The sequence below is a fragment of the Bacillus sp. BACIII genome (assembly GCF_057836745.1).
Map to the genome: position 1 here is coordinate 2,815,001 of NZ_CM174437.1, position 23,153 is coordinate 2,838,153.

The following is a 23,153-nucleotide window of genomic DNA, read 5'->3' on the forward strand; positions in this document are numbered from 1 at the left end:
GCGGGCCCCCGTCAATTCCTTTGAGTTTCAGTCTTGCGACCGTACTCCCCAGGCGGAGTGCTTAATGCGTTAGCTGCAGCACTAAGGGGCGGAAACCCCCTAACACTTAGCACTCATCGTTTACGGCGTGGACTACCAGGGTATCTAATCCTGTTCGCTCCCCACGCTTTCGCTCCTCAGCGTCAGTTACAGACCAGAGAGTCGCCTTCGCCACTGGTGTTCCTCCACATCTCTACGCATTTCACCGCTACACGTGGAATTCCACTCTCCTCTTCTGCACTCAAGTTCCCCAGTTTCCAATGACCCTCCCCGGTTGAGCCGGGGGCTTTCACATCAGACTTAAGAAACCGCCTGCGAGCCCTTTACGCCCAATAATTCCGGACAACGCTTGCCACCTACGTATTACCGCGGCTGCTGGCACGTAGTTAGCCGTGGCTTTCTGGTTAGGTACCGTCAAGGTGCCGCCCTATTTGAACGGCACTTGTTCTTCCCTAACAACAGAGCTTTACGATCCGAAAACCTTCATCACTCACGCGGCGTTGCTCCGTCAGACTTTCGTCCATTGCGGAAGATTCCCTACTGCTGCCTCCCGTAGGAGTCTGGGCCGTGTCTCAGTCCCAGTGTGGCCGATCACCCTCTCAGGTCGGCTACGCATCGTCGCCTTGGTGAGCCGTTACCTCACCAACTAGCTAATGCGCCGCGGGTCCATCTGTAAGTGGTAGCCGAAGCCACCTTTTATGTTTGAACCATGCGGTTCAAACAAGCATCCGGTATTAGCCCCGGTTTCCCGGAGTTATCCCAGTCTTACAGGCAGGTTACCCACGTGTTACTCACCCGTCCGCCGCTAACATCAGGGAGCAAGCTCCCATCTGTCCGCTCGACTTGCATGTATTAGGCACGCCGCCAGCGTTCGTCCTGAGCCAGGATCAAACTCTCCGATAAATGGATCACAGACTAAGTTCACTGCATCCTGCAGTAACGTCTGTGTGATCTGCATCGTGCAGACCTTAGTTTGACTGACTACGCACATCGCTGTGCGATTTATTTAAAACTTTGAATTAACAGGTACGTTTTGTCTTGTTTAGTTTTCAAAGATCATCACCGCTTGTTGAAGCAGCTTTATTATCTTACCACTCAGCTTCTTTTATGTCAACAACTTTTTTCAAGTCGTTTTCGAAGCTTTTTGTTGTTGTCTGCTGTTCATCAGCGACGTTTAATAATATACCATGCACCCGCTAAATATAGCAAGTGTTTTTTTCATCTTTTTTTAAAACTATAATTCGTTATATTCATCTCCGCTGCGGCATACGATGTAATCAAGCATGGACAAGATAAGGAGGCGTCATCAGTGAACCACTTCTACGTGTGGCACATCAAAAGGATAAAACAGCTGCTTATTATTATTATTGCCGCATTTGCAGCAGCCAGCTTTTTTTATATACAGAGAGCTGTCCCCCTTCCTGTATTTTTAACCGATAACGGTCCAAAAGCGATTTCTAAAGGGGAGACGAAATCAGACGAAGTGGCATTAACATTCGATATCAGCTGGGGCGATGAAAAGGCGGTTCCGATTCTGAACGCGCTGAAGGCAAACGGCATTAAAAACGCCACTTTTTTTCTGTCAGCTTCTTGGGCGGAACGGCACCCGGACACAGTCGAACGTATGATTAAAGACGGGCATCAAATCGGAAGCATGGGCTATGCGTATAAGAACTATACCAGTCTAGAGGATCAAGACATCAAGAAGGATATCCTCAGAGCCCAGACAGCATTTAAGAAAATGGGTGTGAAGAATGTTCATTTACTCCGCCCGCCGACCGGACAATTTAATAAAAAGGTTCTTACCATTGCACAGCAGTACCACTATTCAGTGGTTCATTACAGCATTAACTCACAGGATTGGAGAAATCCCGGCCCTGATAAAATCATTGAAAATGTAAACAGTCATATAAAAGGCGGCGACATTGTTCTGCTGCACGCCTCTGATTCAGCAACGCAAACGGAAGAAGCGCTCCCCGCCATCATTCACAATTTAAAACAAAAGGGTCTTAAAAACGTGACTGTCGGTGATCTGATCGCAAATACTGACGTCAAGTCATCAGAAGTGAAATAGGCTACCTCTGGGCAAACTTCGGCAGCATTAACAGCTGAAATGCGTTGCAGCCCATCAGCGGAATCAGCATCAAATAAAGCCAGTCCTCATTATTCACCCTTAACGCAGGAACCCATTCAAGCGCTGTAATAACAACCATTAAAAATAACGATGAAACGAACGTATTTTTTGAGGACTGCTTTTGTTTTATATATGCCGTCAACAGGCCGACAGCAAGAAGGGCAAGCGGAAGCCAGACAAACCCTGCAATCGAGTCATCCCGCTCACCAAAAAACAAAAATCTCACATACATTAAATCAAAAGCAACAAACAGAATGATAAACAGCTGAAGCAGATTCCAAAGCGAGCTTGATCTGAGGATTTCAAGGGCAAAACGGTGCACTGTCAAAAATACAAAAAATCCCATTTGACTGATCACACTGAAGATCATGCCTACTCCGATAAACCAGATTAGAACGGAGAAAATCTGACCGGCCTCAAAATTCAGAAAGAACCCCTTATACTCCCCCCACTTCAGTGCAAATCCCACGACGCTTGTAATAAGAGCGCCCACAGCTAAAATCGAAAAGAAAAATCGAACAAGCCCGCGGCTTTTCATCTCTTATTCATCCCCCTGACAATCGCGTTCAGCGATATTTTGTTATGTATAAATCCATTCCGGTGAATCATATTAAAAGTAAGAACAAGTAAGGAAGGAGCTTACGCATGTCAAAAGCCAAAACGCTATTGATAAGCTGTTTTGTTGTATTATCTGTAACAGCTTGCGCTCCAAAAGACCAAGCAGCGGATATGGATTATGACCAGACTAAAAAAATGGTTGTCGATATATTAAAAACAGATGATGGAAAAAAAGCAATTAAGGAAATATTAAATGACGATGCGATGAATGAGGCATTGGTGATTGATCAGAATGCCATTAAAGGCACAATAGAGAAAACCCTCACCTCTAAAAAAGGGGCGGAGTTCTGGAAAACCATCTTCGAAGACTCAAAGTTCGCCGAGAGCTTTGCAAAGACACTTCAGCCCGAGCACGAAAAAATCATAAAAAAACTGATGAAAGACCCTGATTATCAGAAAAGTTTTATGCAGATCATGCAGGACCCCGGCATGGATAAAAAATACTACGAGCTGGTGAAAAGCCAAAAATTCCGCAGTTACTTAGAAGATGTGATTACAGAGACACTTTCCAGCCCGCTTTTCAAAAAGCAATTTGAGGATGAACTGAAAAAAGCGGCTTCAAGCTCTGAAAAAGAAAGCTAATAAAAGGCCGGGCCGTATTGATCCCGGCCCCTTTTTTATTCAGCTGTTTTTTCAATAACTTTTTGGGCGATCCCCATATAAATTTCTCCGATCGGATGGCTTCTGTCATAAACAGAAGGCGCAAACTGGTCTTTGTCCCAATCAGGCTGTTTTAAAGGAATTCTGCCAAGCAGCGGCACCTGCAATTCCTCTGCAAGCTTATCCCCTCCGCCTTGGCCGAACACATATTCTTTCTCGCCGGTTTTTGCACTTTCATAGTAAGCCATATTTTCAATGACCCCTACAACTTCATGATCTGTCTTAATCGCCATAGAACCCGCTCTCGCCGCTACAAATGCAGCCGTAGGATGCGGCGTTGATACGATAATCTCTTTGCAGCTCGGAAGCATCGTGTGTACATCGAGCGCAACATCCCCCGTGCCCGGCGGCAGATCGAGAACGATGTAGTCAACCTCTCCCCAGTCAACCTCATGGAAGAAGTTGTTCAGCATCTTACCGAGCATAGGCCCTCTCCAAACAACCGGAGCGTTTTCTTCGACGAAAAAGCCCATAGACATGACCTTTACTCCAAATCTTTCGACAGGAAGCAGTTTTTCTCCTTCTACTGTCGGACGAACTGTAATACCCATCATGTCAGGCACGCTGAATCCGTATATATCCGCATCGATCAGGCCGACTTTTTTGCCGAGCCGAGCAAGAGAAATGGCCAGATTGACGGAAACCGTTGATTTGCCGACCCCGCCTTTTCCGCTTGCCACTGCCAGAAAGACCGGCGGATGTTTCCTATTCAGTAAGGTTTCACTTTCAGACGCCGGCTGGCTGAATTTCGCCAATGTCTCTTCCGGCAGCTCTTCAAACCGAAGACCGACAGTTTCCGCTCCTGCTTCTTTTAGAACAGATACCATTTCCTGCTGAATGCTCATTTGCTCAGCCGTCCCCGTTTTTGCCAATGCAATTTTCACACTGACATGCCGTTTTTCCGGCTTGACCTTTACTTCCTTAACGGCATCCAATTCTCCCAGCGGTCTATGAAGAAAAGGTTCGCGCATTTTTCCGATTATATTTCTAACTTCATCTTCTCTTATCATCGAACCCTCACCCTTTGTGTATTCGTTTACAAGTGGTATTATACCATATATTAATTATAGAATCGGCGAAAAACCCTCCTTACTCGGGAGGGTCGCCTTTCTCTGTGAAGTATCTCAATACGCCCTTATACACGGAAGAAGCGATGATGTCCTGATATTTAGGCTGGCCGAGCCTTTTCGCTTCTGCCGGATTGGATAAAAATCCGATCTCCACCAGCGCGCCCGGTTTGGTTACATTCTGCATTAAGTATATGCCGTGTATCCGTTTCGCCTTTCTCGTCGTATTCTCCAAGTTAATTCTCAGTTCATCTTGTATATACTTTGCCACTTTTTCATTCTCTTCGTATTTTCCATAGTAAAAACTTTGGGCGCCGCTCCATCTCGGTGACGGTATGGCGTTCAGATGAATGCTGATATAAAGCTCCGCCTCTGAACGGTTGATGAGTTCCACACGCTTTCTAAGGTCTTCCGCTTTGCGTCTGCTGTAGCCTTTCGTCCCTTTAGGCGCCAAGTCGGTATCCGTCTCCCGCGTCATGATGACCAAAGCCCCTTGCTCCTGTAAATAGTCTCTCACCCTAGAGGCCACCTCAAGAGTAATATCTTTTTCAAGATGACTGCCTCCCGTAGCGCCGCCGTCCGGTCCGCCGTGTCCCGGATCGAGATAGATGATCTTCCCGCTCAGCGGCAGGCTCCACGGCCGCCAGGAATCATCATTATGAAATTGAAACCGGAATAAACACAATAATATGATAAAGCCAAGTAAAAAACCGAGCCATTTCAGTTTTTTTCTCATACTTTTCCCTCCCGCTTGTCCCCGTTATTAATAAGTATGGGACAAGGGAAGAAATTATGATTACCTCATGCGGAGCTTACATTGTTTTTCTCTTTGCAGGAATCCTTCCGTCCACCAGCTGTTGATAAACCGGCAGGACGCTTCATAGATTTCTTTTTGTTCTATGGAAGAATATTGCTCATGCGTCCAATTGCAAAGATATTCAAAAAAATCGACCGTCAGTTCTTCCTCTTCTTCAGCCGAACGCGCGTTTGCCCTCTGCAGGGCCTCGCCATAATAGCCAAAGACGCCGAACCGGCCGCCTAATAAATACGCTTCTATTGCAAAATCTATGCACCCTTCACTGAGAATCCCGTTTTCGTCCTGAAAAAAGGGAAACAAGGGGGTGAGACACGCTTTTACGGATTGAATGATTTGCGTCAGTGACAGCTCCTTGAGTAAATTTTTCTCAAGCTCATAATCCTTCTGCCGTTTCACGTCTGAAAAAGATAAAACCTCTGCCATTGCCATTTCACTCTCCTTTTTACTGTTATTTTGAAAGGAATAAGGAAAAAGCATGCTTTGTTGATAGTGGAAATCCTCCCAAATGAAGGGGTTTCATGTTAACTGGGAGAATAAAGAGCAGAGGTGACGTTATGAAAAAGCTGTTTCAATACAATTGGACGGTACGTGATGAGTGGTTTGCGATATGTGAAAAGCTGAGCCGAGAGGAACTGACGAAATCCCGGACGGGCGGAATGGAGAGCATCTTGCGGACTTTATTTCATATCATTGATGTCGAAATCAGCTGGGCTCGTGCCATTTTAGGTAAAGCTGATGTTTTGCCCGCTGAGTCTGATGATGCCAGCATACAGGATCTCCGGAAGCTCTCTGAACAGTATCGGGAGGATGTCATTCAAGCGGTCTCCGGCAAAGGAACGGACCTTGTTAAGCCGGGCTAGATGGACCAAACCTTTCATAAAGATGATATTCTCCGCCATATCCTTACGCATGAGATTCACCATATGGGACAACTGTCGGTTTGGGCCAGAGAAATTGGAATAGAACCGGTTTCAGCTAATGTGATCAGCCGCCCGCAGTAAAAAGCCGCAAAAAAACAGCATCGGTCACGGGATGCTGTTTTTATATTTTGATGCTTCTTGTTACGGAGTATGTATTAATGTATTCATCCAGAACGAGGCCGCCCTTGTCCTCATAAAAACCCGCAACCATGAAGCCTGCGTCAATCTGGCCTTTAATTTGATCCTCTAACGTATGGCCGAATTCAAATGCTTCATGATTCTCCATGAGTTCCTGTACTTTTTTCTTGCTCAGATCTTTTTCATCCGAAAACGGAATGGAATACTTTACTTTTAGGACGCCCTCCTGCTCTAAATCCATATCAAATAAGAACACGACGGGATTTACAAAACCGGAGATTAACGATCCGCCCTTTTTTAATACGCGATAGGCTTCTTTCCATACCGGGAGAACTGAATCAACAAAGCAATTCGATACCGGATGCACGATAAAATCAAATGACTCATCATCAAAACAGCTCAGATCATTCATGCTGCCTTTGACAGTCCGAAGTGTAAGGTGATCCCGTTCGGCAACCATTCTGTCTTGCGCAAGCTGCTTTTCCGAATTGTCAAAGACGGTGACATCAGCTCCTGCAGCAGCCAGCACCGGGCCTTGCTGTCCTCCTCCTGAAGCGAGACAAAGAACCTTCAAACCGTCTATGGATGGGAACCAATCCTCCGGCACGTCTTTTGCGGGGGTCATTCTGATGCTCCAATTGCCTTTTTTCGCTTCACCAATCGTATGGGAATCAACCGCAACCGTCCATTCATTGCCCGTTTCGACTTTTTTATCCCATGCCTTGCTGTTATGTATGGCTAACTTATTCATTATAACTGCGCTCCTTATTGGTAATGAATAGAGTATAACAAAACAATTCTAGAAATACATTGGATAACCTCTTCGATATGAGAAAAAAATACAAAAAAACCACAACCAAGAAGTTGTGGTTTTTGCAATCCAAAACGATTAACGTTTTGAGAACTGAGGTGCACGACGAGCGCCTTTAAGACCGTATTTTTTACGTTCTTTCATACGAGCGTCACGAGTCAGAAGACCAGCACGTTTAAGTGTTGCACGGTATTCTGGATCTGCTTCAAGCAAAGCACGAGCGATACCGTGACGGATTGCTCCAGCTTGACCAGATAAGCCGCCTCCATGTACGTTTACTAAAACATCATAAGTACCAGCTGTTTCAGTTAAAGTTAATGGTTGTTTGATATCTTCGATTAGAGCTGGAGATGGAATGTGCTCGCTGATTTCACGATTATTAACGACGATACGACCTTCTCCTGGAACTAAGCGCACACGCGCTACAGAACTTTTACGACGGCCAGTACCGTAATATTGAACCTGTGCCAAATTGGTAACCTCCTTTTTAATTAACCGCGAAGTTCGTAAACTTCAGGTTTTTGTGCTTCATGTGGATGCTCAGAACCACGGTATACGTTCAATTTTTTGAACATTTGACGACCTAGAGAACCTTTTGGAAGCATGCCTTTGATAGCAAGCTCAAGCATTTTCTCAGGGTAGTTTGTACGCATTTCAAGAGCAGTTCTTGATTTCAGACCGCCTGGGTGCATTGTGTGACGGTAGTAGATTTTATCAGTTAACTTTTTACCAGTTAACTCGATTTTTTCAGCGTTGATGATGATCACATGATCTCCAGTATCAACGTGCGGTGTGTAAGTCGGTTTGTGTTTCCCGCGAAGGATAGATGCAACTTCTGTAGAAAGACGTCCTAAAGTCTTGCCAGCTGCATCAACAACTAACCACTTGCGTTCAATAGTACTTGCGTTAGCCATAGGTGTTGTACGCATTTAATTCCCTCCTAAATGATCTGTCATTTTTTCATAAACTTCTGTTACGTTCTATTTCACAACACAATAAGTTCCGGGGCTTATCGTGGGGTTGAAATACATACCATATGATATCTTATAACTTTATGCAGACTCTGTCAAGAAAATGTTACACCTGGTTTAGTTGTCATAGCAAACGCGCCATAAATACAGCCCGTGCCCCGGTGCGGTGCGCCCCGCGGCTTCGCGATCCTTCACTTCCAGCATTGCTTTTACATCATCAGGAGAAAATTTTCCAGTTCCTGTGTCCAATAACGTTCCGGCAATGATTCTGACCATATTATACAGAAATCCGTTTCCGGTGATCCGCATTTGCAGACCGTCTCCGGTCTCAGTCCAATCCAGTTCGTAAACTGTTCTGACTTTATCCTGAACCGCGGTATCAGCCGCGCAAAAACTTGTGAAATCATGTGTCCCGATGAGGTGCCTTGAAGCTTCCCTCATTTTCTGCACATTAAGCTGATATGCAAAATGGTAAGCGTAATGTCGTTTAAATACGTCCGGGTGTTTCTCCGTATATACAAAGTAGCGATATTCCTTTTGGACTGCGCTAAATCGTGCATGGAACCCATCATCCGCAATCTCTGCTGTTTTGACGGCAATATCATCAGGCAGCAGGGCATTGAGCGCAAACGGCCATTTTTCAGCCGGAATGGACAGCGGCGTATCAAAATGAATGACCTGCCCGGCAGCATGAACATCGCTGTCAGTGCGGCCCGATGAGATGACAGGCACCCTGCCGTCCGTTTTGTGGATGACGGCCAGCGCCTTTTCCAATTCACTTTGAACGGTCCGTTTTCCAGGCTGAACCTGATATCCGTTAAATAAATGCCCGTCATAAGCAATGGTACATTTCATTCTCATTCAGCAGCACCTCTAACTTCTTAAGAAAAACAATAATACGGCTAATACGATGATGAGCAGAATGGCTCCGGTATCCTTTCCGGTCCAGACGAGCTTTCTGTATTTCGTTCTCCCCTCACCGCCCTGGTAGCCTCTCGCCTCCATGGCGACCGCGAGCTCTTCCGCGCGTTTAAAGGCGCTGACAAACAGCGGAACAAGCAGCGGAACAACAGCTTTGATTCTGTCTTTCACCGGACCGCTTGTAAAATCCGCCCCCCTCGCCATTTGCGCCTTCATGATTTTATCCGTCTCTTCCATCAGCGTCGGGATAAAGCGCAGCGAAATCGACATCATTAACGCGAGTTCGTGTACGGGCAGCTTCACCTTTTTAAATGGATTCAAGAGCTGCTCCATTCCATCCGTTATTTCAATCGGCGTTGTCGTCAGCGTCAGCAGCGTCGTCATAAAGATGAGATAGACGAAACGGAGAGAGATAAAAATCCCCTGTACAAGTCCGCCCTCATATACTTTAAACCAGCCAAGCTGAAAAATGACAGACCCTTCATGCGTCATGAAGATGTGCAGTAAAAACGTAAACGCCACAATCCAGATAATCGGCTTAAGCCCCTTCAGTAAAAAGCTGAAAGGCACTCGCGTTAAGGCGATCACCCCAAATGTAAATAAACCGAGCAAAGCGTACGTCTGCACGTTGTTTGCCAAAAAGACGATACATACAAAAAGAAAGATGCTGACAAGTTTTGTTCGCGGGTCCAACCGGTGAATAAGCGATGAACCGGGAACATACTTTCCGATAATCATGCTGTCCATCATTGGTCCTTTTCCTCCTGAAAGAAAGCCTTAATTTCGCTGGCGGCATCCTGCAGGGTCAGCATGGGTTTCTCATACTTGACGCCGAGAGCCGTCTCAAGCCGTCTCTGAAACTTCACCGATTCAGGAAGATCCAGACCCATTTCGGCCATCTCTTCACCTTTTGCAAACAAGTCGCGCGGACTTCCCGTCGCTTTAATGGTTCCTTTATGCATGACGATCATCTCGTCGGCATAGCGGGCAGCATCCTCCATACTGTGGGTGACGAGAATGGTAGTTAAGTTCCCACGCTTATGAAGCGCATAGAACATGTCCATAATGTCCTGGCGCCCTCTGGGATCAAGGCCGGCCGTCGGTTCATCCAAAACCAGCACTTCCGGCTCCATCGCGAGAACGCCCGCAATCGCCACTCTGCGCATCTGACCGCCGCTGAGCTCAAACGGCGAACGATCCAAAATGTCTTCCGGGAGGCCCACAAGCTCCAGCATCTCTTTCGCCTTTCGTTCACCGTCTTCTTTTTTCACACCGAAATTCATCGGTCCGAATGAGATGTCCTTCAGCACAGTCTCCTCAAACAGCTGATGTTCGGGAAATTGGAAAACGATTCCGACTTTTTTCCGCAAAGTCTTAAGATTTTTATTTTTTTTACCGGCTGCCAAAATCGTGCTGCCGAGTTCAAGCTGCCCTTTAGTAGGTCTCAGCAAACCGTTTAAATGCTGTAAGAGCGTCGATTTGCCCGACCCTGTATGCCCGATGACGGCCACATAGCTGCCCTCTTTTATCACGGCATTGATATCATACAGAGCAAGCCGTTCAAACGGTGTCTTCATTTGATAGCGATGTTCTACATCTTTGATTTTAATGTCCACAGCTCATTCACCAGCCCTTCCTGAGTCAGATGGTTTTTCGTTAACGCCAGTCCGCTTTCTTTCAAAAGCAGGCTGAGCTGGAATGAGAAAGGCAAATCAAGACCGATGCGAACCAAGTCTTCATTTAATTTAAAAATCTCTTCAGGCGGGCCTTCTGCATACTTCCTGCCGCCGTTCATTACAATGATTCTGTCCGCCCTTGCGGCTTCTTCCAGGTCATGTGTAATCGAAATGACGGTGGCCGTGCCCTGATCTTTTAAGCGTCTGACAGTATCAAGGACTTCTTCTCTCCCGATCGGGTCAAGCATGGATGTCGCTTCATCCAAAATCATAATATCAGGACGAGCAGCAATAATCCCTGCGATCGCCACTCTTTGTTTTTGACCTCCGGAGAGATGGTGCGGCTCTTGATCAAGAAAATCCTGCATATTGACTTGTTTGACAGCCCAATCTACTCTCTCGATCATTTCTTCGCGCGGAACACCATTGTTTTCTAAACCAAAAGCCACATCATCGCGAACCGTTGTTCCGACAAATTGGTTATCGGGATTCTGAAAGACCATCCCTATTTTTTTTCGCACATCCCACACGGTATCTTCAGTCAGTTTGATGCCGCCGACTTCAATATCTCCGGCCTCAGGCAAAATCAGTCCGTTCAGCGCTCTGGCCAAAGTCGACTTCCCTGAACCGTTGTGGCCTACGATAGCAAGCCATTCTCCTTCGTATACCTCCAGACTCACACCGTCCAGCGCCGGTCTTTCTGCATCTTTGCGGTATCGAAATAAGATGTCTTTTACGGATATAAGCTGTTTTTGATCCACGGGTGCCTGGCCTCCTCTCAGCTATAGCTCTGCTTTTCTGTCTCATAATAAAAAGTTCTGGTATCTAAAAAAAGGGCATAGATCCAGTTAGAAACTGTCCCGCCCTTCTTTAGATACACAAAAATATGTGATTAAACCAATTCGATGATTGCCATTGGTGCACCGTCACCACGGCGAGGACCAAGCTTCATAATACGTGTGTATCCGCCTTGGCGCTCCTCGTAACGAGTTGCAATGTCAGAGAATAATTTTTGAAGTGCATCTTGGTTATTTTCTTCATTTGCAACCTCGTTGCGAATGTATGCAGCAGCTTGACGACGAGCATGCAAGTCACCGCGCTTACCAAGAGTGATCATCTTTTCAACAACAGAGCGAAGTTCTTTCGCACGTGTTTCAGTTGTTTCAATTCTTTCGTTGATGATCAAATCTGTTGTAAGATCACGAAGCATAGCTTTACGCTGTGAACTCGTACGTCCTAGTTTTCTGTATGACATGTGATGTCCCCTCCTTTAATGGAATGCTGTTTCTAAATAAAAAACACACGAAAATCCTAGTTCACATGGAAACTAGATCAATCGTCTTTGCGAAGGCCGAGTCCAAGTTCTTCTAGTTTCGCTTTCACTTCTTCAAGTGATTTGCGTCCCAGGTTGCGAACTTTCATCATATCTTCTTCCGTCTTGTTCGCAAGTTCTTGAACCGTGTTAATGCCCGCACGCTTCAAGCAGTTGTAAGAACGGACAGAAAGATCAAGTTCCTCAATCGTCATTTCAAGAACTTTTTCCTTTTGATCCTCTTCTTTTTCAACCATGATTTCAGCATGCTGAGCTTCGTCAGTTAAACCAACGAATATATTAAGGTGTTCAGTTAAAATCTTAGAACCGAGAGCAATTGCTTCCTTCGGTCCAGTGCTTCCGTCAGTCCAAACATCAAGTGTAAGTTTGTCATAGTTTGCAACCTGGCCTACACGAGTGTTTTCTACCTGATAAGATAAACGAGAAACTGGCGTAAAGATTGAATCGATCGGAATCACGCCGATTGGCTGATCGTCTCTTTTGTTCGAATCAGCAGGTGTATACCCACGTCCTCTTTGTGCAGTAAGGCGAACTCGGAAACTCGCATTCTCACCAAGAGTCGCGATATGAAGATCCGGATTAAGGATTTCAACATCGCTGTCGTGTGTAATATCAGCTGCTGTGACAGTTCCTTCACCCTGTACATCAATTTCGAGCGTCTTCTCTTCATCAGAGTAGATTTTCAATGCAAGCTTTTTAATGTGCAAGATAATCGTTGTAACATCTTCCACAACGCCTTCGATTGTCGAGAATTCGTGCAGTACACCATCTATCTGGATCGATGTTACAGCGGCACCAGGGAGTGAGGATAAGAGGATACGACGTAAGGAGTTACCCAGAGTTGTACCATATCCACGCTCAAGCGGCTCTACGACAAACTTACCAAATTTGGCATCGTCGCTGATTTCAACCGTTTCGATTTTTGGTTTTTCAATCTCGATCATTACTTAAAACCCTCCTTCAAAACGTCGAAACCTCGAATAGAATCATATGAGATTCCATCCGAAATTCCCCATTGTTTAGTCCCGTATGTGCTCAGGCAACGAGTCGGTGCATTCGTTTCATAAATAACTGTATCATAACCCATTATTGACAGGGACACAAAATCTATACAAACAAATTACACGCGGCGACGTTTTGGTGGACGGCATCCATTATGAGGAACAGGAGTTACGTCTCTGATAGCTGTAACTTCAAGTCCGGCAGCTTGTAAAGCACGGATTGCAGCTTCACGGCCAGAACCTGGTCCTTTAACAGTTACTTCAAGAGTTTTAAGTCCGTGTTCGATTGAACCTTTAGCAGCTGTTTCAGCAGCCATTTGCGCAGCAAAAGGAGTAGATTTACGAGAACCTCTGAATCCTAGAGCTCCGGCACTTGACCAAGAAATAGCATTACCATGAGTATCAGTGATCGTAACGATCGTGTTATTGAAAGTTGAACGAATATGAGCGATTCCTGACTCAATATTCTTTTTCACGCGACGTTTACGCGTGTTTTGTTTACGAGCAGCAGCCATTGTTTAGGTACCTCCCTTACTTACTTATTTTTTCTTGTTAGCTACAGTACGACGCGGACCTTTACGAGTACGCGCATTGTTTTTAGAGTTTTGTCCGCGAACAGGCAAACCTCTGCGATGGCGGATTCCGCGGTAGCTTCCGATTTCGATCAGACGCTTGATGTTAAGAGAAACTTCACGGCGAAGGTCACCTTCTACTTTCAGTTTGTCAATAACATCACGGATTTTACCAAGTTCTTCTTCAGTAAGATCACGCACACGAGTATCTTCAGAAACACCAGCCTCTTTCAAGACTTGCTGAGCCGTTGTGCGGCCAATTCCGAAGACATATGTTAAAGAAATAACAACACGTTTGTCACGTGGGATATCTACACCAGCAATACGAGCCATTCTCTGGGCACCTCCTTATTAATTATCCTTGTTTTTGTTTATGCTTTGGATTTTCACAGATCACCATTACTTTTCCTTTTCTGCGAATAACTTTACATTTCTCGCAGATTGGTTTAACTGATGGTCTCACTTTCATGTGTTTCCAACCTCCTTCAGTTTCCGGAGTGCTTTATTTGTAACGGTACGTAATCCTGCCACGAGTTAAGTCATATGGAGATAATTCTACCGTAACTTTGTCTCCAGGTAAAATGCGAATGAAGTGCATGCGGATTTTACCAGATACGTGAGCCAAAACCGTATGGCCATTTTCGAGTTCAACTTTGAACATCGCGTTTGGCAGAGTTTCGACTATCGTACCTTCCACTTCAATTACATCGTCTTTCGCCATTCAAGTGTTCTCCCTTCTTCAAATCAGTAACTTGCTCTCTGACAAATTTCAAAAGAGAAAATCTCAGTTATCCGTTTGTCACACGCCCTGTTTCGTTTATACTGTTCTGAACTTCCGGAGATACGCAATCATAAAGGGTGAATGATTGATATTCTTTTTCTAAGGAGAATGAAATGTACGCTTTTCTCCGTCTGCTTTAGTACATGATGATGAATCGTCATTCCGATAACAGCAGCTAGCCGGTTTTTCACCCGACCAATTGTAACCCTACAATCTGCCCAGGTGCGGAATGAAAAACATGTGTCATGGAATTCATTTCATCATCTAGACTTTTGTCAGTATATCAAAACCCGTTTCCGTAATCGCAATCGTATGTTCAAAATGAGCACACTTTTTCCCATCTACCGTTACAACCGTCCAGTTATCAGCCAATGTTTTCACATACCGGCTGCCAGCGTTAACCATCGGTTCTATAGCGAGAACCATACCAGGCTTCAGCCTAGGTCCTTTGTTTGGCGGACCGTAATGAGGAATTTGCGGATCCTCATGCAAGTCTTGACCAACACCATGTCCGACATACTCCCTAACAACTGAAAACTGCTCATTTTCGACATACGTTTGTATTGCGTGGGAAATATTCGACAAACGTTCACCTGGTTTTGCTTCCTTCAAGCCTTTATATAAAGACTCCTCTGTCACTTCCAGCAGTCGTTTATCATCATCACTGATGTTTCCTACCGGATATGTCCAAGCAGAGTCACCATGATAACCATTTAATTTAGCACCGATATCAATGCTGATAATGTCACCGTCACGCAAAACCCTTTTACCGGGAATTCCGTGAACGAGTTCTTCATTAACTGATACACAGATGCTCCCGCGAAACCCATTATACCCCTTAAAAGATGGGATTGCACCCTGCTTCTCAATAAAACGTTCGGCAATTTGATCCAATTCTTTTGTCGAGATTCCTGGTTTAATGTGCTTTTTCATCTCTTCATGAGTCAAAGCCACGATTCGCCCTGCTTCCCGCATGATGCTAAGCTCACGAGGGGTCTTACAGATAATCATTTGCTCAATCCTCCAAGAAGCTCTTTCACATCTTTGTACACGTCATTAATGTCCTGCTGGCCATTGACGTTGACAAGATATCCTTTCCCGGAATAAAAATCCAGTAAAGGCTGAGTCTGCTTCATGTTGACCTCAAGCCGTTTTGAGACGGTTTCCTCATTATCATCTGCCCGTTGATAAAGGTCTCCTCCGTCTTTATCACAAACACCCGGCGTTTTCGGCGGATTGAAAACCAAATGATAGGTTGTGCCGCAAACACTGCAAATTCTGCGTCCAGTCAAACGTTCCATTAAAGAGTCTTTGTCTACTTTAATGTTAATGACATAATCAATCGGCTTGCCGTATTCCTCAAGAATGTTTTCAAGAGCTTCAGCCTGAGCGACTGTTCGCGGAAATCCGTCCAGAAGAAAACCTCTTTCACAATCATCTTTGCCGAGTCTTTCTTTGACAATGCCGATTGTGACTTCGTCCGGTACGAGCTCGCCTTTATCGATATAAGACTTTGCTTCGAGTCCGAGTGGTGTCTCTTCTTTCATAGCAGCACGGAACATATCTCCCGTTGAGATATGAGGTATCCCATAATCCTCAACAATTCGTTCTCCCTGTGTGCCTTTACCGGCTCCAGGAAGTCCCATTAAGACTAAGTTCATTCGGATTTCCCCCGTCCTCTCTTATTTAGAGGAATGGTTAAAACCAGTCCTCTAATTTTTCATAAATCCTCGGTAATTACGTTTCACTAACTGGCTCTCCAGCTGCTTCATTGTCTCCAAGGCTACCCCCACGACAATTAACAAAGATGTTCCGCCAATCTGTGCACTTTGAGGCAATCCAGCGAATTGAATGAAAAAGATAGGAAGAATGGAAATCACGGCTAAGAATATAGAACCCACAAACGTAAGTCGATACAAAATGCTCGTAATTCTATCTTGAGTCATTTTCCCTGGACGAACCCCCGGGATATAGCCACCCTGTTTTTTAAGGTTATCTGCCATTTGTTCAGGGTTTACCTGCACAAAAGCATAGAAGTACGTAAAGGCGATAATTAATGCGACATAAACCGTCATGCCCACCGGATGTGTATTGTCAAAGTTGGCTTGAATCCACTTTGTCACATCGTTTGTTCCGAAAAATGACGCGATAGTACGCGGCGTTATAAGAAACGCAACCGCAAAGATTACCGGAATAACCCCTGCCGGATTCACTTTAAGCGGAAGGTGAGTTGACTGGCCTCCGCCAGCAGGTGAACGACCTTGCCCTTTTGCATATTGAATCGCGATTTTGCGTACGGCCTGCTGAATGAAAATAACACCAACAATTACGGCCAAAATCGCAATCACCAGTAAGGCGATTTTCACAATATGAATAAACAGCTGATCGCTGCTGCCGACAAATTGAGTCTCATAAATCTGCCCAACAGTTTTCGGAATACTAGCCACAATCCCCGCGAAGATGATGATCGAAATTCCGTTTCCTACTCCATTGGAAGTAATTTGTTCTCCCAGCCACATTAAAAAAGCAGTTCCTCCAGTGAGTACTAAAGCAATAATCAGATATGTCGATATACCGGATTTCTCAATCAGCATACCGTTTGCCAGGTTGTTAAATCCATAAGACATACCTAATGCCTGGATAAAACCAAGCACAATCGTAGAATATCTCGTGAACTGAGCTAATTTACGGCGGCCGACTTCACCTTGCTTAGACCACTCGGTAAACTTCGGCACAACATCCATCTGAAGCAGCTGAATGATGATCGAAGCAGTGATGTAAGGCGTAATTCCCATCGCAAAGATGGAGAACTGATAAAGCGCACCGCCGCCAAATGTATTAAGGAGATCAAAAACCCCCATCGAACTTTGTGTCTGTAACGCCTGAGCATTAACATATGGCACAGGGATAAACGCACCTATGCGAAAGACGATAAGCATGAGTAATGTGAAAATGATTTTATTCCGAATATCACTCACACGCATAAAGTTGGAGATTGTCTTAAACAAGTTAGATCACCTCAGCTGTACCGCCAGCAGCTTCAACAGCTTCTTTCGCAGAAGCAGAGAATTTATTGGCTTTTACAGTTAATTTTTTCTCTAATTTACCGTTGCCAAGAATCTTTACTCCTGCATTTAGTTTGCTAATAACACCAGTCTCAAGAAGAAGTTCAGGAGTGACTTCCGTTCCTTCCGCAAAACCGTTCAATTTGTCTACGTTCACAATAGCGTATTCCTTACGGTTGATGTTTGTAAAACCACGCTTAGGAAGACGTTGGAATAAAGGCATTTGTCCCCCCTCGAATCCAGGGCGCACACCGCCGCCGGAACGAGCGTTTTGACCTTTGTGACCTTTACCAGCTGTTTTACCGTTACCAGAACCAATACCACGACCTACGCGATTGCGCACTTTGCGTGAACCTTCTGAAGGCTTTAATTCATGAAGTTTCATTAGGACACCTCCTTAGCCTATAATTTATTTTTATTGTTCTTTAACAGAAACTAGATGAGATACTTTATTAATCATACCGCGGATCGCAGCGTTATCTTCATGAACGACAGTTTGGTTCGTTTTCTTTAAACCAAGTGTTCTGACAGTAACGCGCTGATCTTCCGGGCGACCGATTACACTGCGTTTGAGGGTAATTTCTAATTTAGCCATTAATGTTCCCTCCTTATCCTAACAGTTCTTCTACAGATTTTCCACGAAGCTTCGCAACATCTTCGGCACGTTTAAGCTCACTTAAACCTTGAAGTGTTGCACGGATCATGTTGATCGGTGTGTTAGAACCTAAAGACTTAGAAAGGATATCAGCAACGCCAGCAAGCTCAAGTACCGCACGTACAGGGCCTCCAGCGATAACTCCAGTACCTTCAGAAGCAGGTTTCAACAAGATATTGCCTGCACCGAAACGTCCGATGATTTCGTGTGGAATCGTAGTTCCAACCATTGGTACTTCAATCAAATTCTTTTTCGCATCTTCAACAGCTTTGCGGATTGCTTCAGGTACTTCTTGTGCTTTACCAGTACCGAAACCTACGTGACCGTTTTTGTCACCGACAACGACTAGAGCTGCGAAACGGAAACGACGACCACCTTTAACAACTTTCGCTACGCGGTTAACCGTAACTAAGCGTTCTTCTAACTCTAATTTGCTTGGGTCAATACGACGCATAATCATGTGTCCCTCCTTTTTTTATTAAAATTTCAGTCCAGCTTCACGAGCTGCATCGGCCAGAGCTTTTACACGTCCATGGTATAAGTATCCGCCGCGGTCAAATACTACGTCAGAAACACCTTTCTCAGAAGCGCGTTTCGCAACGAGTTCACCGACTTTAGCAGCAGCAGCGCTGTCACCAGTGCTTTCCACGTTCAAATCTTTGTCGAGAGTAGAGGCACTAACAAGTGTAACGCCATTTACATCATCGATGATTTGAGCATAAATGTGTTTGTTTGAACGGAACACATTCAGACGAGGTCTTTCAGCTGTGCCTGAAAGTTTAGCACGAACACGAGCATGTCTTTTTTGACGAGCAGCATTTTTGCTAGTTTTCGTAATCATCCTTGGTCACTCCTTTCTTCACTTTAAGCGGTCTTACTTAGCAGATTTACCTTCTTTACGGCGAACAACTTCACCTTCGTAGCGGATTCCTTTACCTTTGTAAGGCTCTGGAGAACGTACAGCGCGGATGTTAGCAGCAGTAGCTCCTACACGCTCTTTGTCTGTACCTTTTACAACTACTTTTGTTTGAGAAGGAACTTCGATTTCGATGCCCTCTTCAGGAACCATCTCAACAGGGTGAGAGTATCCAACGTTTAAAACAAGTTTGTTACCGGATTTAGCCGCACGATAACCGACACCGACTAATTCCAAACCTCTTTCAAATCCTTTAGATACGCCTTCAACCATGTTTCCAAGCAGACTGCGAGTCGTACCATGCAACGCACGGTGCTCTTTATGATCAGAAGGACGAGTGACTGTAAGCACGTTGTCCTCAATTTTGATTTCCATATCAGGATGGAAAGTACGAGTTAATTCTCCTTTTGGTCCTTTTACAGCTACAGTGTTGCCTTCGTTCAGCGTTACTGTAACTCCAGATGGGATCTCAAGCAGTTTTTTACCTACACGAGACATACTAAAACACCTCCATTCTTGTTAAACTTCTTACCAAACGTATGCTAGAACTTCTCCACCAGCTTGTTTTGCACGGGCTTCTTTGTCCGTTAAAACACCTTGTGATGTAGAAATAATCGCAATTCCAAGACCGTTAAGTACGCGAGGTACTTCATTTGATTTAGCGTATACACGCAAACCTGGTTTGCTGATTCTTTTAAGACCAGTGATAACGCGCTCGTTGTTTTGTCCGTATTTCAAGAAAACGCGGATGATACCTTGTTTGCTGTCTTCTACGAACTCAACGTCACGAATGAAACCTTCACGCTTTAAAATGTCAGCAATTTCTCTTTTCAATTTAGAAGCAGGAATTTCAAGCTTCTCATGACGTACCATGTTTGCATTGCGAATACGAGTCAGCATATCTGCAATTGGATCTGTCATAACCATTATATAATTACCTCCTTCCCATTCTTGGGGATTACCAGCTGGCTTTTTTCACGCCAGGAATTTGTCCTTTATATGCAAGCTCACGGAAACAAATACGGCAAAGTTTAAATTTACGAATGACTGAGTGCGGACGTCCGCAGCGTTCACAGCGAGTGTACTCTTGCACTTTAAACTTTGGTGTACGTTGTTGTTTCGCAATCATTGACTTTTTAGCCACGATTTCGCCTCCCTTTCATTGATTATTTCTGGAACGGCATACCTACTTGAGTTAATAGCTCACGAGCCTCTTCGTCAGAGTTAGCAGTCGTTACGATAACGATGTCCATTCCGCGAACCTTTGTTACTTTATCGTAGTCAATTTCAGGGAAGATTAACTGTTCTTTGATACCAAGAGTGTAGTTTCCGCGACCGTCGAAAGATTTCTTAGAAATCCCGCGGAAGTCACGTACACGCGGTAAAGATACAGAAATAAGTTTATCAAGGAAATCATACATGCGCTCTCCGCGAAGAGTTACTTTCGCACCGATAGGCATTCCCTCACGAAGACGGAATCCAGCAATTGATTTCTTCGCACGAGTAACGACAGGTTTTTGACCTGCGATAAACGTTAATTCTTCAACAGCACTGTCGATTGCTTTCGCATTTTGAACAGCATCACCAACACCCATGTTGATTACGATTTTTTCGATTTTTGGCACCTGCATAACAGAGTCGTAGTTGAACTTCGTCATTAAAGCAGGTGAAATTTCTTTATTGTACTTTTCTTTAAGGCGGTTCATGAGATAGACCTCCCTTCCTTTAATTACTATTTATCTAAAACTTGCCCAGATTTTTTAGCAATACGAACTTTTTTGCCATCTTCCACTTTGTATCCTACGCGAGTCACTTCACCTGTTTTAGGATCGAGCGGCATAACGTTTGATACATGAATTGGCGCCTCTTGATTAGAAATACCGCCTTGAGGGTTTGTTTGAGTCGGTTTAGAGTGTTTCTTCACCATGTTTACGCCCTCAACTAGAACGCGGTCCTTTTTAGGGAAAGCAGCAAGGATCGTACCTTGTTTGCCTTTATCTTTACCAGAGATAACCATTACTTTATCGCCTTTTTTCACATGCATCCTGATCGCACCTCCTTGAGTAAGGCATTTATTTCATTAGATAACTTCTGGAGCCAGAGAAACAATTTTCATGAAGTTGTTTTCACGTAATTCACGAGCAACCGGTCCGAAGATACGAGTTCCACGCGGGCTCTTGTCGTCACGGATGATAACACATGCATTCTCATCGAAGCTGATGTATGATCCGTCAGTTCTGCGTGCTCCGCTTTTTGTGCGAACGATAACAGCTCTTACGACTTCACCTTTTTTGACAACGCCTCCTGGTGTTGCTTGTTTAACCGTGCAAACAATTACATCACCAATGTTAGCCGTTTTACGTCCAGAACCGCCAAGAACTTTAATAGTAAGTACCTCACGCGCACCGGAGTTGTCAGCAACTTTTAAACGAGTCTCTTGTTGAATCATTATTTGTTACCTCCCTTCGGAAAAAGAATTCCGAACTTTATTAGATAATAACAGCTTCTTCGACAACTTCTACTAGACGAAAACGTTTAGTTGCAGATAATGGACGAGTTTCCATGATCTTCACGATGTCTCCGATTTTAGCTTGATTATTTTCATCATGTGCTTTTAATTTCTTTGAGTATTTTACGCGTTTACCGTAAATAGGATCCTTTTTGTATGTTTCAACAACAACAGTGATGGTTTTATCCATTTTGTCAGAAACAACACGGCCTTGGTAAACCTTGCGTTGGTTACGTTCGCTCATGCTCACGACCTCCCCTCAGTGATTATTTGTTAGCAGCAATTTCTCTTTCACGAATCACAGTTTTCATGCGCGCGATAGCTTTGCGCACTTCACGAATGCGAGCAGTATTTTCAAGTTGTCCTGTCGCTAATTGAAAGCGAAGATTGAAAAGTTCTTCTTTAAGAGACTTTACTTTTTGTTCAATTTCAGCAGTGGTAAGGTCACGAATTTCATTAGCTTTCATTTGATTCACCACCAATTTCTTCACGTTTTACGAACTTCGTTTTAATTGGCAATTTGTGAGATGCAAGACGAAGCGCTTCACGAGCTACCTCTTCAGACACACCAGAAATTTCAAATAAAACTTTGCCAGGTTTTACAACAGCTACCCAGCCTTCAGGAGCCCCTTTACCGGAACCCATCCGTACCTCAAGCGGTTTAGCAGTGTAAGGTTTTGAAGGGAAAATTTTAATCCAAACTTTACCGCCACGTTTCATGTAACGAGTCATCGCAATACGTGCAGCTTCGATTTGGCGGTTCGTGATCCAAGAAGCTTCAAGAGCCTGGATACCGTACTCACCAAAATGTACTTCAGTACCGCCTTTAGCGCGACCGCGCATTTTTCCGCGATGCTCTCTGCGATATTTAACGCGTTTTGGTAATAACATATTATTTTCCTCCTTCCTCAGTTTTCTTCTTAGTAGGAAGAACCTCTCCACGATAGATCCAGACTTTTACACCGAGCTTACCGTAAGTTGTGTCAGCTTCAGATGTTGCATAGTCGATGTCAGCACGTAAAGTGTGCAATGGAACAGTTCCTTCACTGTAGTATTCAGAACGAGCGATGTCAGCTCCGCCAAGACGGCCGGAAACCATTGTTTTCACACCTTGTGCTCCAGCACGCATAGTGCGTTGGATTTGTTGTTTCTGCGCACGGCGGAAAGAAATACGGTTTTCTAGTTGACGAGCGATGTTGTCAGCTACAAGCTGAGCATCAAGATCTGCTCTTTTGATTTCAAGAATGTTAATGTGTACACGCTTGCCAGTTAGGCTGTTAAGGGCTTTACGAAGTGCTTCAACTTCAGATCCGCCTTTACCGATTACCATACCAGGCTTAGCAGTGTGGATCGTAATGTTAACGCGGTTTGCTGCGCGCTCGATTTCTACTTTAGAAACAGAAGCGTCAGAAAGGCGTTTGCTAATGAATTCACGAATTTTTAAATCTTCGTGCAGGAAGTCAGCGTAATCTTTACCAGCGTACCACTTAGATTCCCAATCACGAATGACTCCGATACGAAGACCGACTGGATTTACCTTTTGACCCAC

36 protein-coding genes, 1 rRNA gene and 2 pseudogenes (1 of these 39 cut by a window edge) are annotated in these 23,153 nt (G+C 44.6%); 3 read left to right on the plus strand and 36 right to left on the minus strand.

Going from position 1 to position 23,153, the window contains the following annotated elements:
* Positions 1-942: ribosomal RNA gene (locus ACXN9U_RS13635) — 16S ribosomal RNA — on the minus strand; it reaches 608 nt to the left of the window's first position.
* 406 nt (positions 943-1,348) lie between these two features.
* Between ACXN9U_RS13635 and pdaB the strand changes: the two genes are divergently transcribed.
* Entirely contained in the window at positions 1,349-2,113 is a 765-nt protein-coding gene (pdaB, locus tag ACXN9U_RS13640) for a polysaccharide deacetylase family sporulation protein PdaB (RefSeq protein WP_045926996.1), read from the plus strand.
* Position 2,114: 1 nt separating this feature from the next.
* Here the strand turns inward: pdaB and kbaA are convergent, their stop codons facing one another.
* Positions 2,115-2,711: a KinB-signaling pathway activation protein gene (gene kbaA / locus ACXN9U_RS13645; protein ID WP_007410420.1), complete on the minus strand. Its 597-nt coding sequence runs from the start codon at positions 2,709-2,711 to the stop codon at positions 2,115-2,117.
* Positions 2,712-2,818: 107 nt separating this feature from the next.
* Here kbaA and gerD point away from each other — a divergent pair, with 107 nt between their 5' ends.
* Positions 2,819-3,373, plus strand: coding sequence for a spore germination lipoprotein GerD (gene gerD, locus ACXN9U_RS13650; RefSeq protein ID WP_016935887.1), 555 nt, complete (start codon positions 2,819-2,821; stop codon positions 3,371-3,373).
* 35 nt (positions 3,374-3,408) lie between these two features.
* On the opposite strand, the gene ACXN9U_RS13655 is transcribed toward gerD, so the two are convergent.
* The 3 genes from ACXN9U_RS13655 to ACXN9U_RS13665 form a co-directional block, all read right to left on the minus strand.
* A complete protein-coding gene (locus ACXN9U_RS13655) occupies positions 3,409-4,461 on the minus strand; it encodes an Mrp/NBP35 family ATP-binding protein (RefSeq protein ID WP_489201800.1) in 1,053 nt (350 codons plus the stop codon).
* A gap of 79 nt (positions 4,462-4,540) precedes the next feature.
* Positions 4,541-5,254, minus strand: coding sequence for an N-acetylmuramoyl-L-alanine amidase CwlD (gene cwlD / locus ACXN9U_RS13660; RefSeq protein ID WP_159353711.1), 714 nt, complete (start codon positions 5,252-5,254; stop codon positions 4,541-4,543).
* Between the two features lie 60 nt (positions 5,255-5,314).
* A complete protein-coding gene (locus tag ACXN9U_RS13665) occupies positions 5,315-5,758 on the minus strand; it encodes a DUF2521 family protein (protein WP_224988808.1) in 444 nt (147 codons plus the stop codon).
* Between the two features lie 131 nt (positions 5,759-5,889).
* On the opposite strand from ACXN9U_RS13665, the pseudogene ACXN9U_RS13670 reads away from it, so the two are divergent.
* Positions 5,890-6,336, plus strand: a pseudogene (locus ACXN9U_RS13670) (DinB family protein).
* A gap of 40 nt (positions 6,337-6,376) precedes the next feature.
* Here the strand turns inward: ACXN9U_RS13670 and ACXN9U_RS13675 are convergent.
* The 31 genes and pseudogenes from ACXN9U_RS13675 to rpsC all read right to left on the minus strand — a co-directional run bounded on the left by ACXN9U_RS13675 (position 6,377) and on the right by rpsC (position 23,153).
* Positions 6,377-7,144 (minus strand): class I SAM-dependent methyltransferase, encoded by a 768-nt coding sequence (locus ACXN9U_RS13675; protein WP_224988797.1) that lies wholly within the window; start codon positions 7,142-7,144, stop codon positions 6,377-6,379.
* A gap of 138 nt (positions 7,145-7,282) precedes the next feature.
* Positions 7,283-7,675 (minus strand): 30S ribosomal protein S9, encoded by a 393-nt coding sequence (rpsI, locus tag ACXN9U_RS13680; protein WP_003225846.1) that lies wholly within the window; start codon positions 7,673-7,675, stop codon positions 7,283-7,285.
* A 20-nt stretch (positions 7,676-7,695) separates the two neighbouring features.
* A complete protein-coding gene (gene rplM, locus ACXN9U_RS13685) occupies positions 7,696-8,133 on the minus strand; it encodes a 50S ribosomal protein L13 (RefSeq protein ID WP_003156556.1) in 438 nt (145 codons plus the stop codon).
* Between the two features lie 159 nt (positions 8,134-8,292).
* Positions 8,293-9,036: a tRNA pseudouridine(38-40) synthase TruA gene (gene truA, locus ACXN9U_RS13690; RefSeq protein WP_060963740.1), complete on the minus strand. Its 744-nt coding sequence runs from the start codon at positions 9,034-9,036 to the stop codon at positions 8,293-8,295.
* A gap of 12 nt (positions 9,037-9,048) precedes the next feature.
* On the minus strand, positions 9,049-9,846 hold the full coding sequence (locus tag ACXN9U_RS13695; RefSeq protein ID WP_016935894.1) for an energy-coupling factor transporter transmembrane component T family protein: 798 nt from the start codon (positions 9,844-9,846) through the stop codon (positions 9,049-9,051).
* Positions 9,843-10,712, minus strand: coding sequence for an energy-coupling factor ABC transporter ATP-binding protein (locus ACXN9U_RS13700; protein ID WP_224988801.1), 870 nt, complete (start codon positions 10,710-10,712; stop codon positions 9,843-9,845). Before ACXN9U_RS13700 ends, ACXN9U_RS13695 begins: the two co-directional genes overlap by 4 nt.
* A complete protein-coding gene (locus tag ACXN9U_RS13705; protein WP_016935896.1) occupies positions 10,688-11,533 on the minus strand; it encodes an energy-coupling factor ABC transporter ATP-binding protein in 846 nt (281 codons plus the stop codon). Before ACXN9U_RS13705 ends, ACXN9U_RS13700 begins: the two co-directional genes overlap by 25 nt.
* Before the next feature lie 131 nt (positions 11,534-11,664).
* Entirely contained in the window at positions 11,665-12,027 is a 363-nt protein-coding gene (rplQ, locus tag ACXN9U_RS13710; RefSeq protein WP_003156550.1) for a 50S ribosomal protein L17, read from the minus strand.
* A gap of 77 nt (positions 12,028-12,104) precedes the next feature.
* Positions 12,105-13,049: a DNA-directed RNA polymerase subunit alpha gene (locus tag ACXN9U_RS13715; RefSeq protein WP_003156549.1), complete on the minus strand. Its 945-nt coding sequence runs from the start codon at positions 13,047-13,049 to the stop codon at positions 12,105-12,107.
* A gap of 176 nt (positions 13,050-13,225) precedes the next feature.
* Positions 13,226-13,621 (minus strand): 30S ribosomal protein S11, encoded by a 396-nt coding sequence (gene rpsK / locus ACXN9U_RS13720; RefSeq protein ID WP_003156547.1) that lies wholly within the window; start codon positions 13,619-13,621, stop codon positions 13,226-13,228.
* 24 nt (positions 13,622-13,645) lie between these two features.
* Positions 13,646-14,011: a 30S ribosomal protein S13 gene (rpsM, locus tag ACXN9U_RS13725; RefSeq protein WP_003156545.1), complete on the minus strand. Its 366-nt coding sequence runs from the start codon at positions 14,009-14,011 to the stop codon at positions 13,646-13,648.
* Between the two features lie 22 nt (positions 14,012-14,033).
* A complete protein-coding gene (rpmJ, locus tag ACXN9U_RS13730; RefSeq protein WP_003156543.1) occupies positions 14,034-14,147 on the minus strand; it encodes a 50S ribosomal protein L36 in 114 nt (37 codons plus the stop codon).
* 33 nt (positions 14,148-14,180) lie between these two features.
* Positions 14,181-14,399 carry a translation initiation factor IF-1 gene (gene infA, locus ACXN9U_RS13735; protein WP_003156508.1) on the minus strand — a complete coding sequence of 73 codons (219 nt, stop codon included), beginning with the start codon at positions 14,397-14,399 and terminating at the stop codon, positions 14,181-14,183.
* A pseudogene (locus ACXN9U_RS13740) lies at positions 14,377-14,650 on the minus strand (KOW domain-containing RNA-binding protein). Before ACXN9U_RS13740 ends, infA begins: the two are co-directional and overlap by 23 nt.
* Before the next feature lie 73 nt (positions 14,651-14,723).
* Entirely contained in the window at positions 14,724-15,470 is a 747-nt protein-coding gene (gene map / locus ACXN9U_RS13745; protein ID WP_003156505.1) for a type I methionyl aminopeptidase, read from the minus strand.
* Positions 15,467-16,120 carry an adenylate kinase gene (locus ACXN9U_RS13750; protein WP_045927001.1) on the minus strand — a complete coding sequence of 218 codons (654 nt, stop codon included), beginning with the start codon at positions 16,118-16,120 and terminating at the stop codon, positions 15,467-15,469. Before ACXN9U_RS13750 ends, map begins: the two co-directional genes overlap by 4 nt.
* A 51-nt stretch (positions 16,121-16,171) precedes the next feature.
* On the minus strand, positions 16,172-17,467 hold the full coding sequence (gene secY, locus ACXN9U_RS13755) for a preprotein translocase subunit SecY (RefSeq protein WP_016935898.1): 1,296 nt from the start codon (positions 17,465-17,467) through the stop codon (positions 16,172-16,174).
* Between the two features lies 1 nt (position 17,468).
* Complete coding sequence (gene rplO / locus ACXN9U_RS13760; RefSeq protein WP_003156499.1) at positions 17,469-17,909, minus strand: 50S ribosomal protein L15; 441 nt, start codon at positions 17,907-17,909, stop codon at positions 17,469-17,471.
* Positions 17,910-17,939: 30 nt separating this feature from the next.
* Positions 17,940-18,119, minus strand: a complete 180-nt coding sequence (gene rpmD, locus ACXN9U_RS13765) for a 50S ribosomal protein L30 (protein WP_003156497.1) — start codon at positions 18,117-18,119, stop codon at positions 17,940-17,942.
* A gap of 13 nt (positions 18,120-18,132) precedes the next feature.
* Positions 18,133-18,633, minus strand: a complete 501-nt coding sequence (gene rpsE, locus ACXN9U_RS13770) for a 30S ribosomal protein S5 (protein WP_003328273.1) — start codon at positions 18,631-18,633, stop codon at positions 18,133-18,135.
* Positions 18,634-18,657: 24 nt separating this feature from the next.
* Positions 18,658-19,020 (minus strand): 50S ribosomal protein L18, encoded by a 363-nt coding sequence (gene rplR, locus ACXN9U_RS13775; RefSeq protein WP_013350816.1) that lies wholly within the window; start codon positions 19,018-19,020, stop codon positions 18,658-18,660.
* A gap of 33 nt (positions 19,021-19,053) precedes the next feature.
* A complete protein-coding gene (gene rplF / locus ACXN9U_RS13780; protein WP_060963745.1) occupies positions 19,054-19,593 on the minus strand; it encodes a 50S ribosomal protein L6 in 540 nt (179 codons plus the stop codon).
* 30 nt (positions 19,594-19,623) lie between these two features.
* Positions 19,624-20,022: a 30S ribosomal protein S8 gene (rpsH, locus tag ACXN9U_RS13785; RefSeq protein WP_003156489.1), complete on the minus strand. Its 399-nt coding sequence runs from the start codon at positions 20,020-20,022 to the stop codon at positions 19,624-19,626.
* Positions 20,023-20,053: 31 nt separating this feature from the next.
* A complete protein-coding gene (gene rpsN, locus ACXN9U_RS13790) occupies positions 20,054-20,239 on the minus strand; it encodes a 30S ribosomal protein S14 (RefSeq protein ID WP_003156488.1) in 186 nt (61 codons plus the stop codon).
* Positions 20,240-20,261: 22 nt separating this feature from the next.
* The gene (rplE, locus tag ACXN9U_RS13795) at positions 20,262-20,801 is read right to left on the minus strand and encodes a 50S ribosomal protein L5 (RefSeq protein WP_003156487.1); all 540 of its coding nucleotides are present in this window, start codon (positions 20,799-20,801) and stop codon (positions 20,262-20,264) included.
* A 26-nt stretch (positions 20,802-20,827) separates the two neighbouring features.
* Positions 20,828-21,139 carry a 50S ribosomal protein L24 gene (rplX, locus tag ACXN9U_RS13800; protein ID WP_014469620.1) on the minus strand — a complete coding sequence of 104 codons (312 nt, stop codon included), beginning with the start codon at positions 21,137-21,139 and terminating at the stop codon, positions 20,828-20,830.
* Positions 21,140-21,175: 36 nt separating this feature from the next.
* Positions 21,176-21,544, minus strand: a complete 369-nt coding sequence (rplN, locus tag ACXN9U_RS13805; protein WP_007410404.1) for a 50S ribosomal protein L14 — start codon at positions 21,542-21,544, stop codon at positions 21,176-21,178.
* A gap of 40 nt (positions 21,545-21,584) precedes the next feature.
* Positions 21,585-21,848, minus strand: coding sequence for a 30S ribosomal protein S17 (gene rpsQ, locus ACXN9U_RS13810; protein WP_016935900.1), 264 nt, complete (start codon positions 21,846-21,848; stop codon positions 21,585-21,587).
* 22 nt (positions 21,849-21,870) lie between these two features.
* Complete coding sequence (rpmC, locus tag ACXN9U_RS13815; RefSeq protein ID WP_003156482.1) at positions 21,871-22,071, minus strand: 50S ribosomal protein L29; 201 nt, start codon at positions 22,069-22,071, stop codon at positions 21,871-21,873.
* Entirely contained in the window at positions 22,061-22,495 is a 435-nt protein-coding gene (gene rplP, locus ACXN9U_RS13820) for a 50S ribosomal protein L16 (protein WP_003156478.1), read from the minus strand. The genes rpmC and rplP overlap by 11 nt, the downstream gene beginning before the upstream one ends.
* A 1-nt stretch (position 22,496) precedes the next feature.
* Complete coding sequence (rpsC, locus tag ACXN9U_RS13825) at positions 22,497-23,153, minus strand: 30S ribosomal protein S3 (protein ID WP_003156476.1); 657 nt, start codon at positions 23,151-23,153, stop codon at positions 22,497-22,499.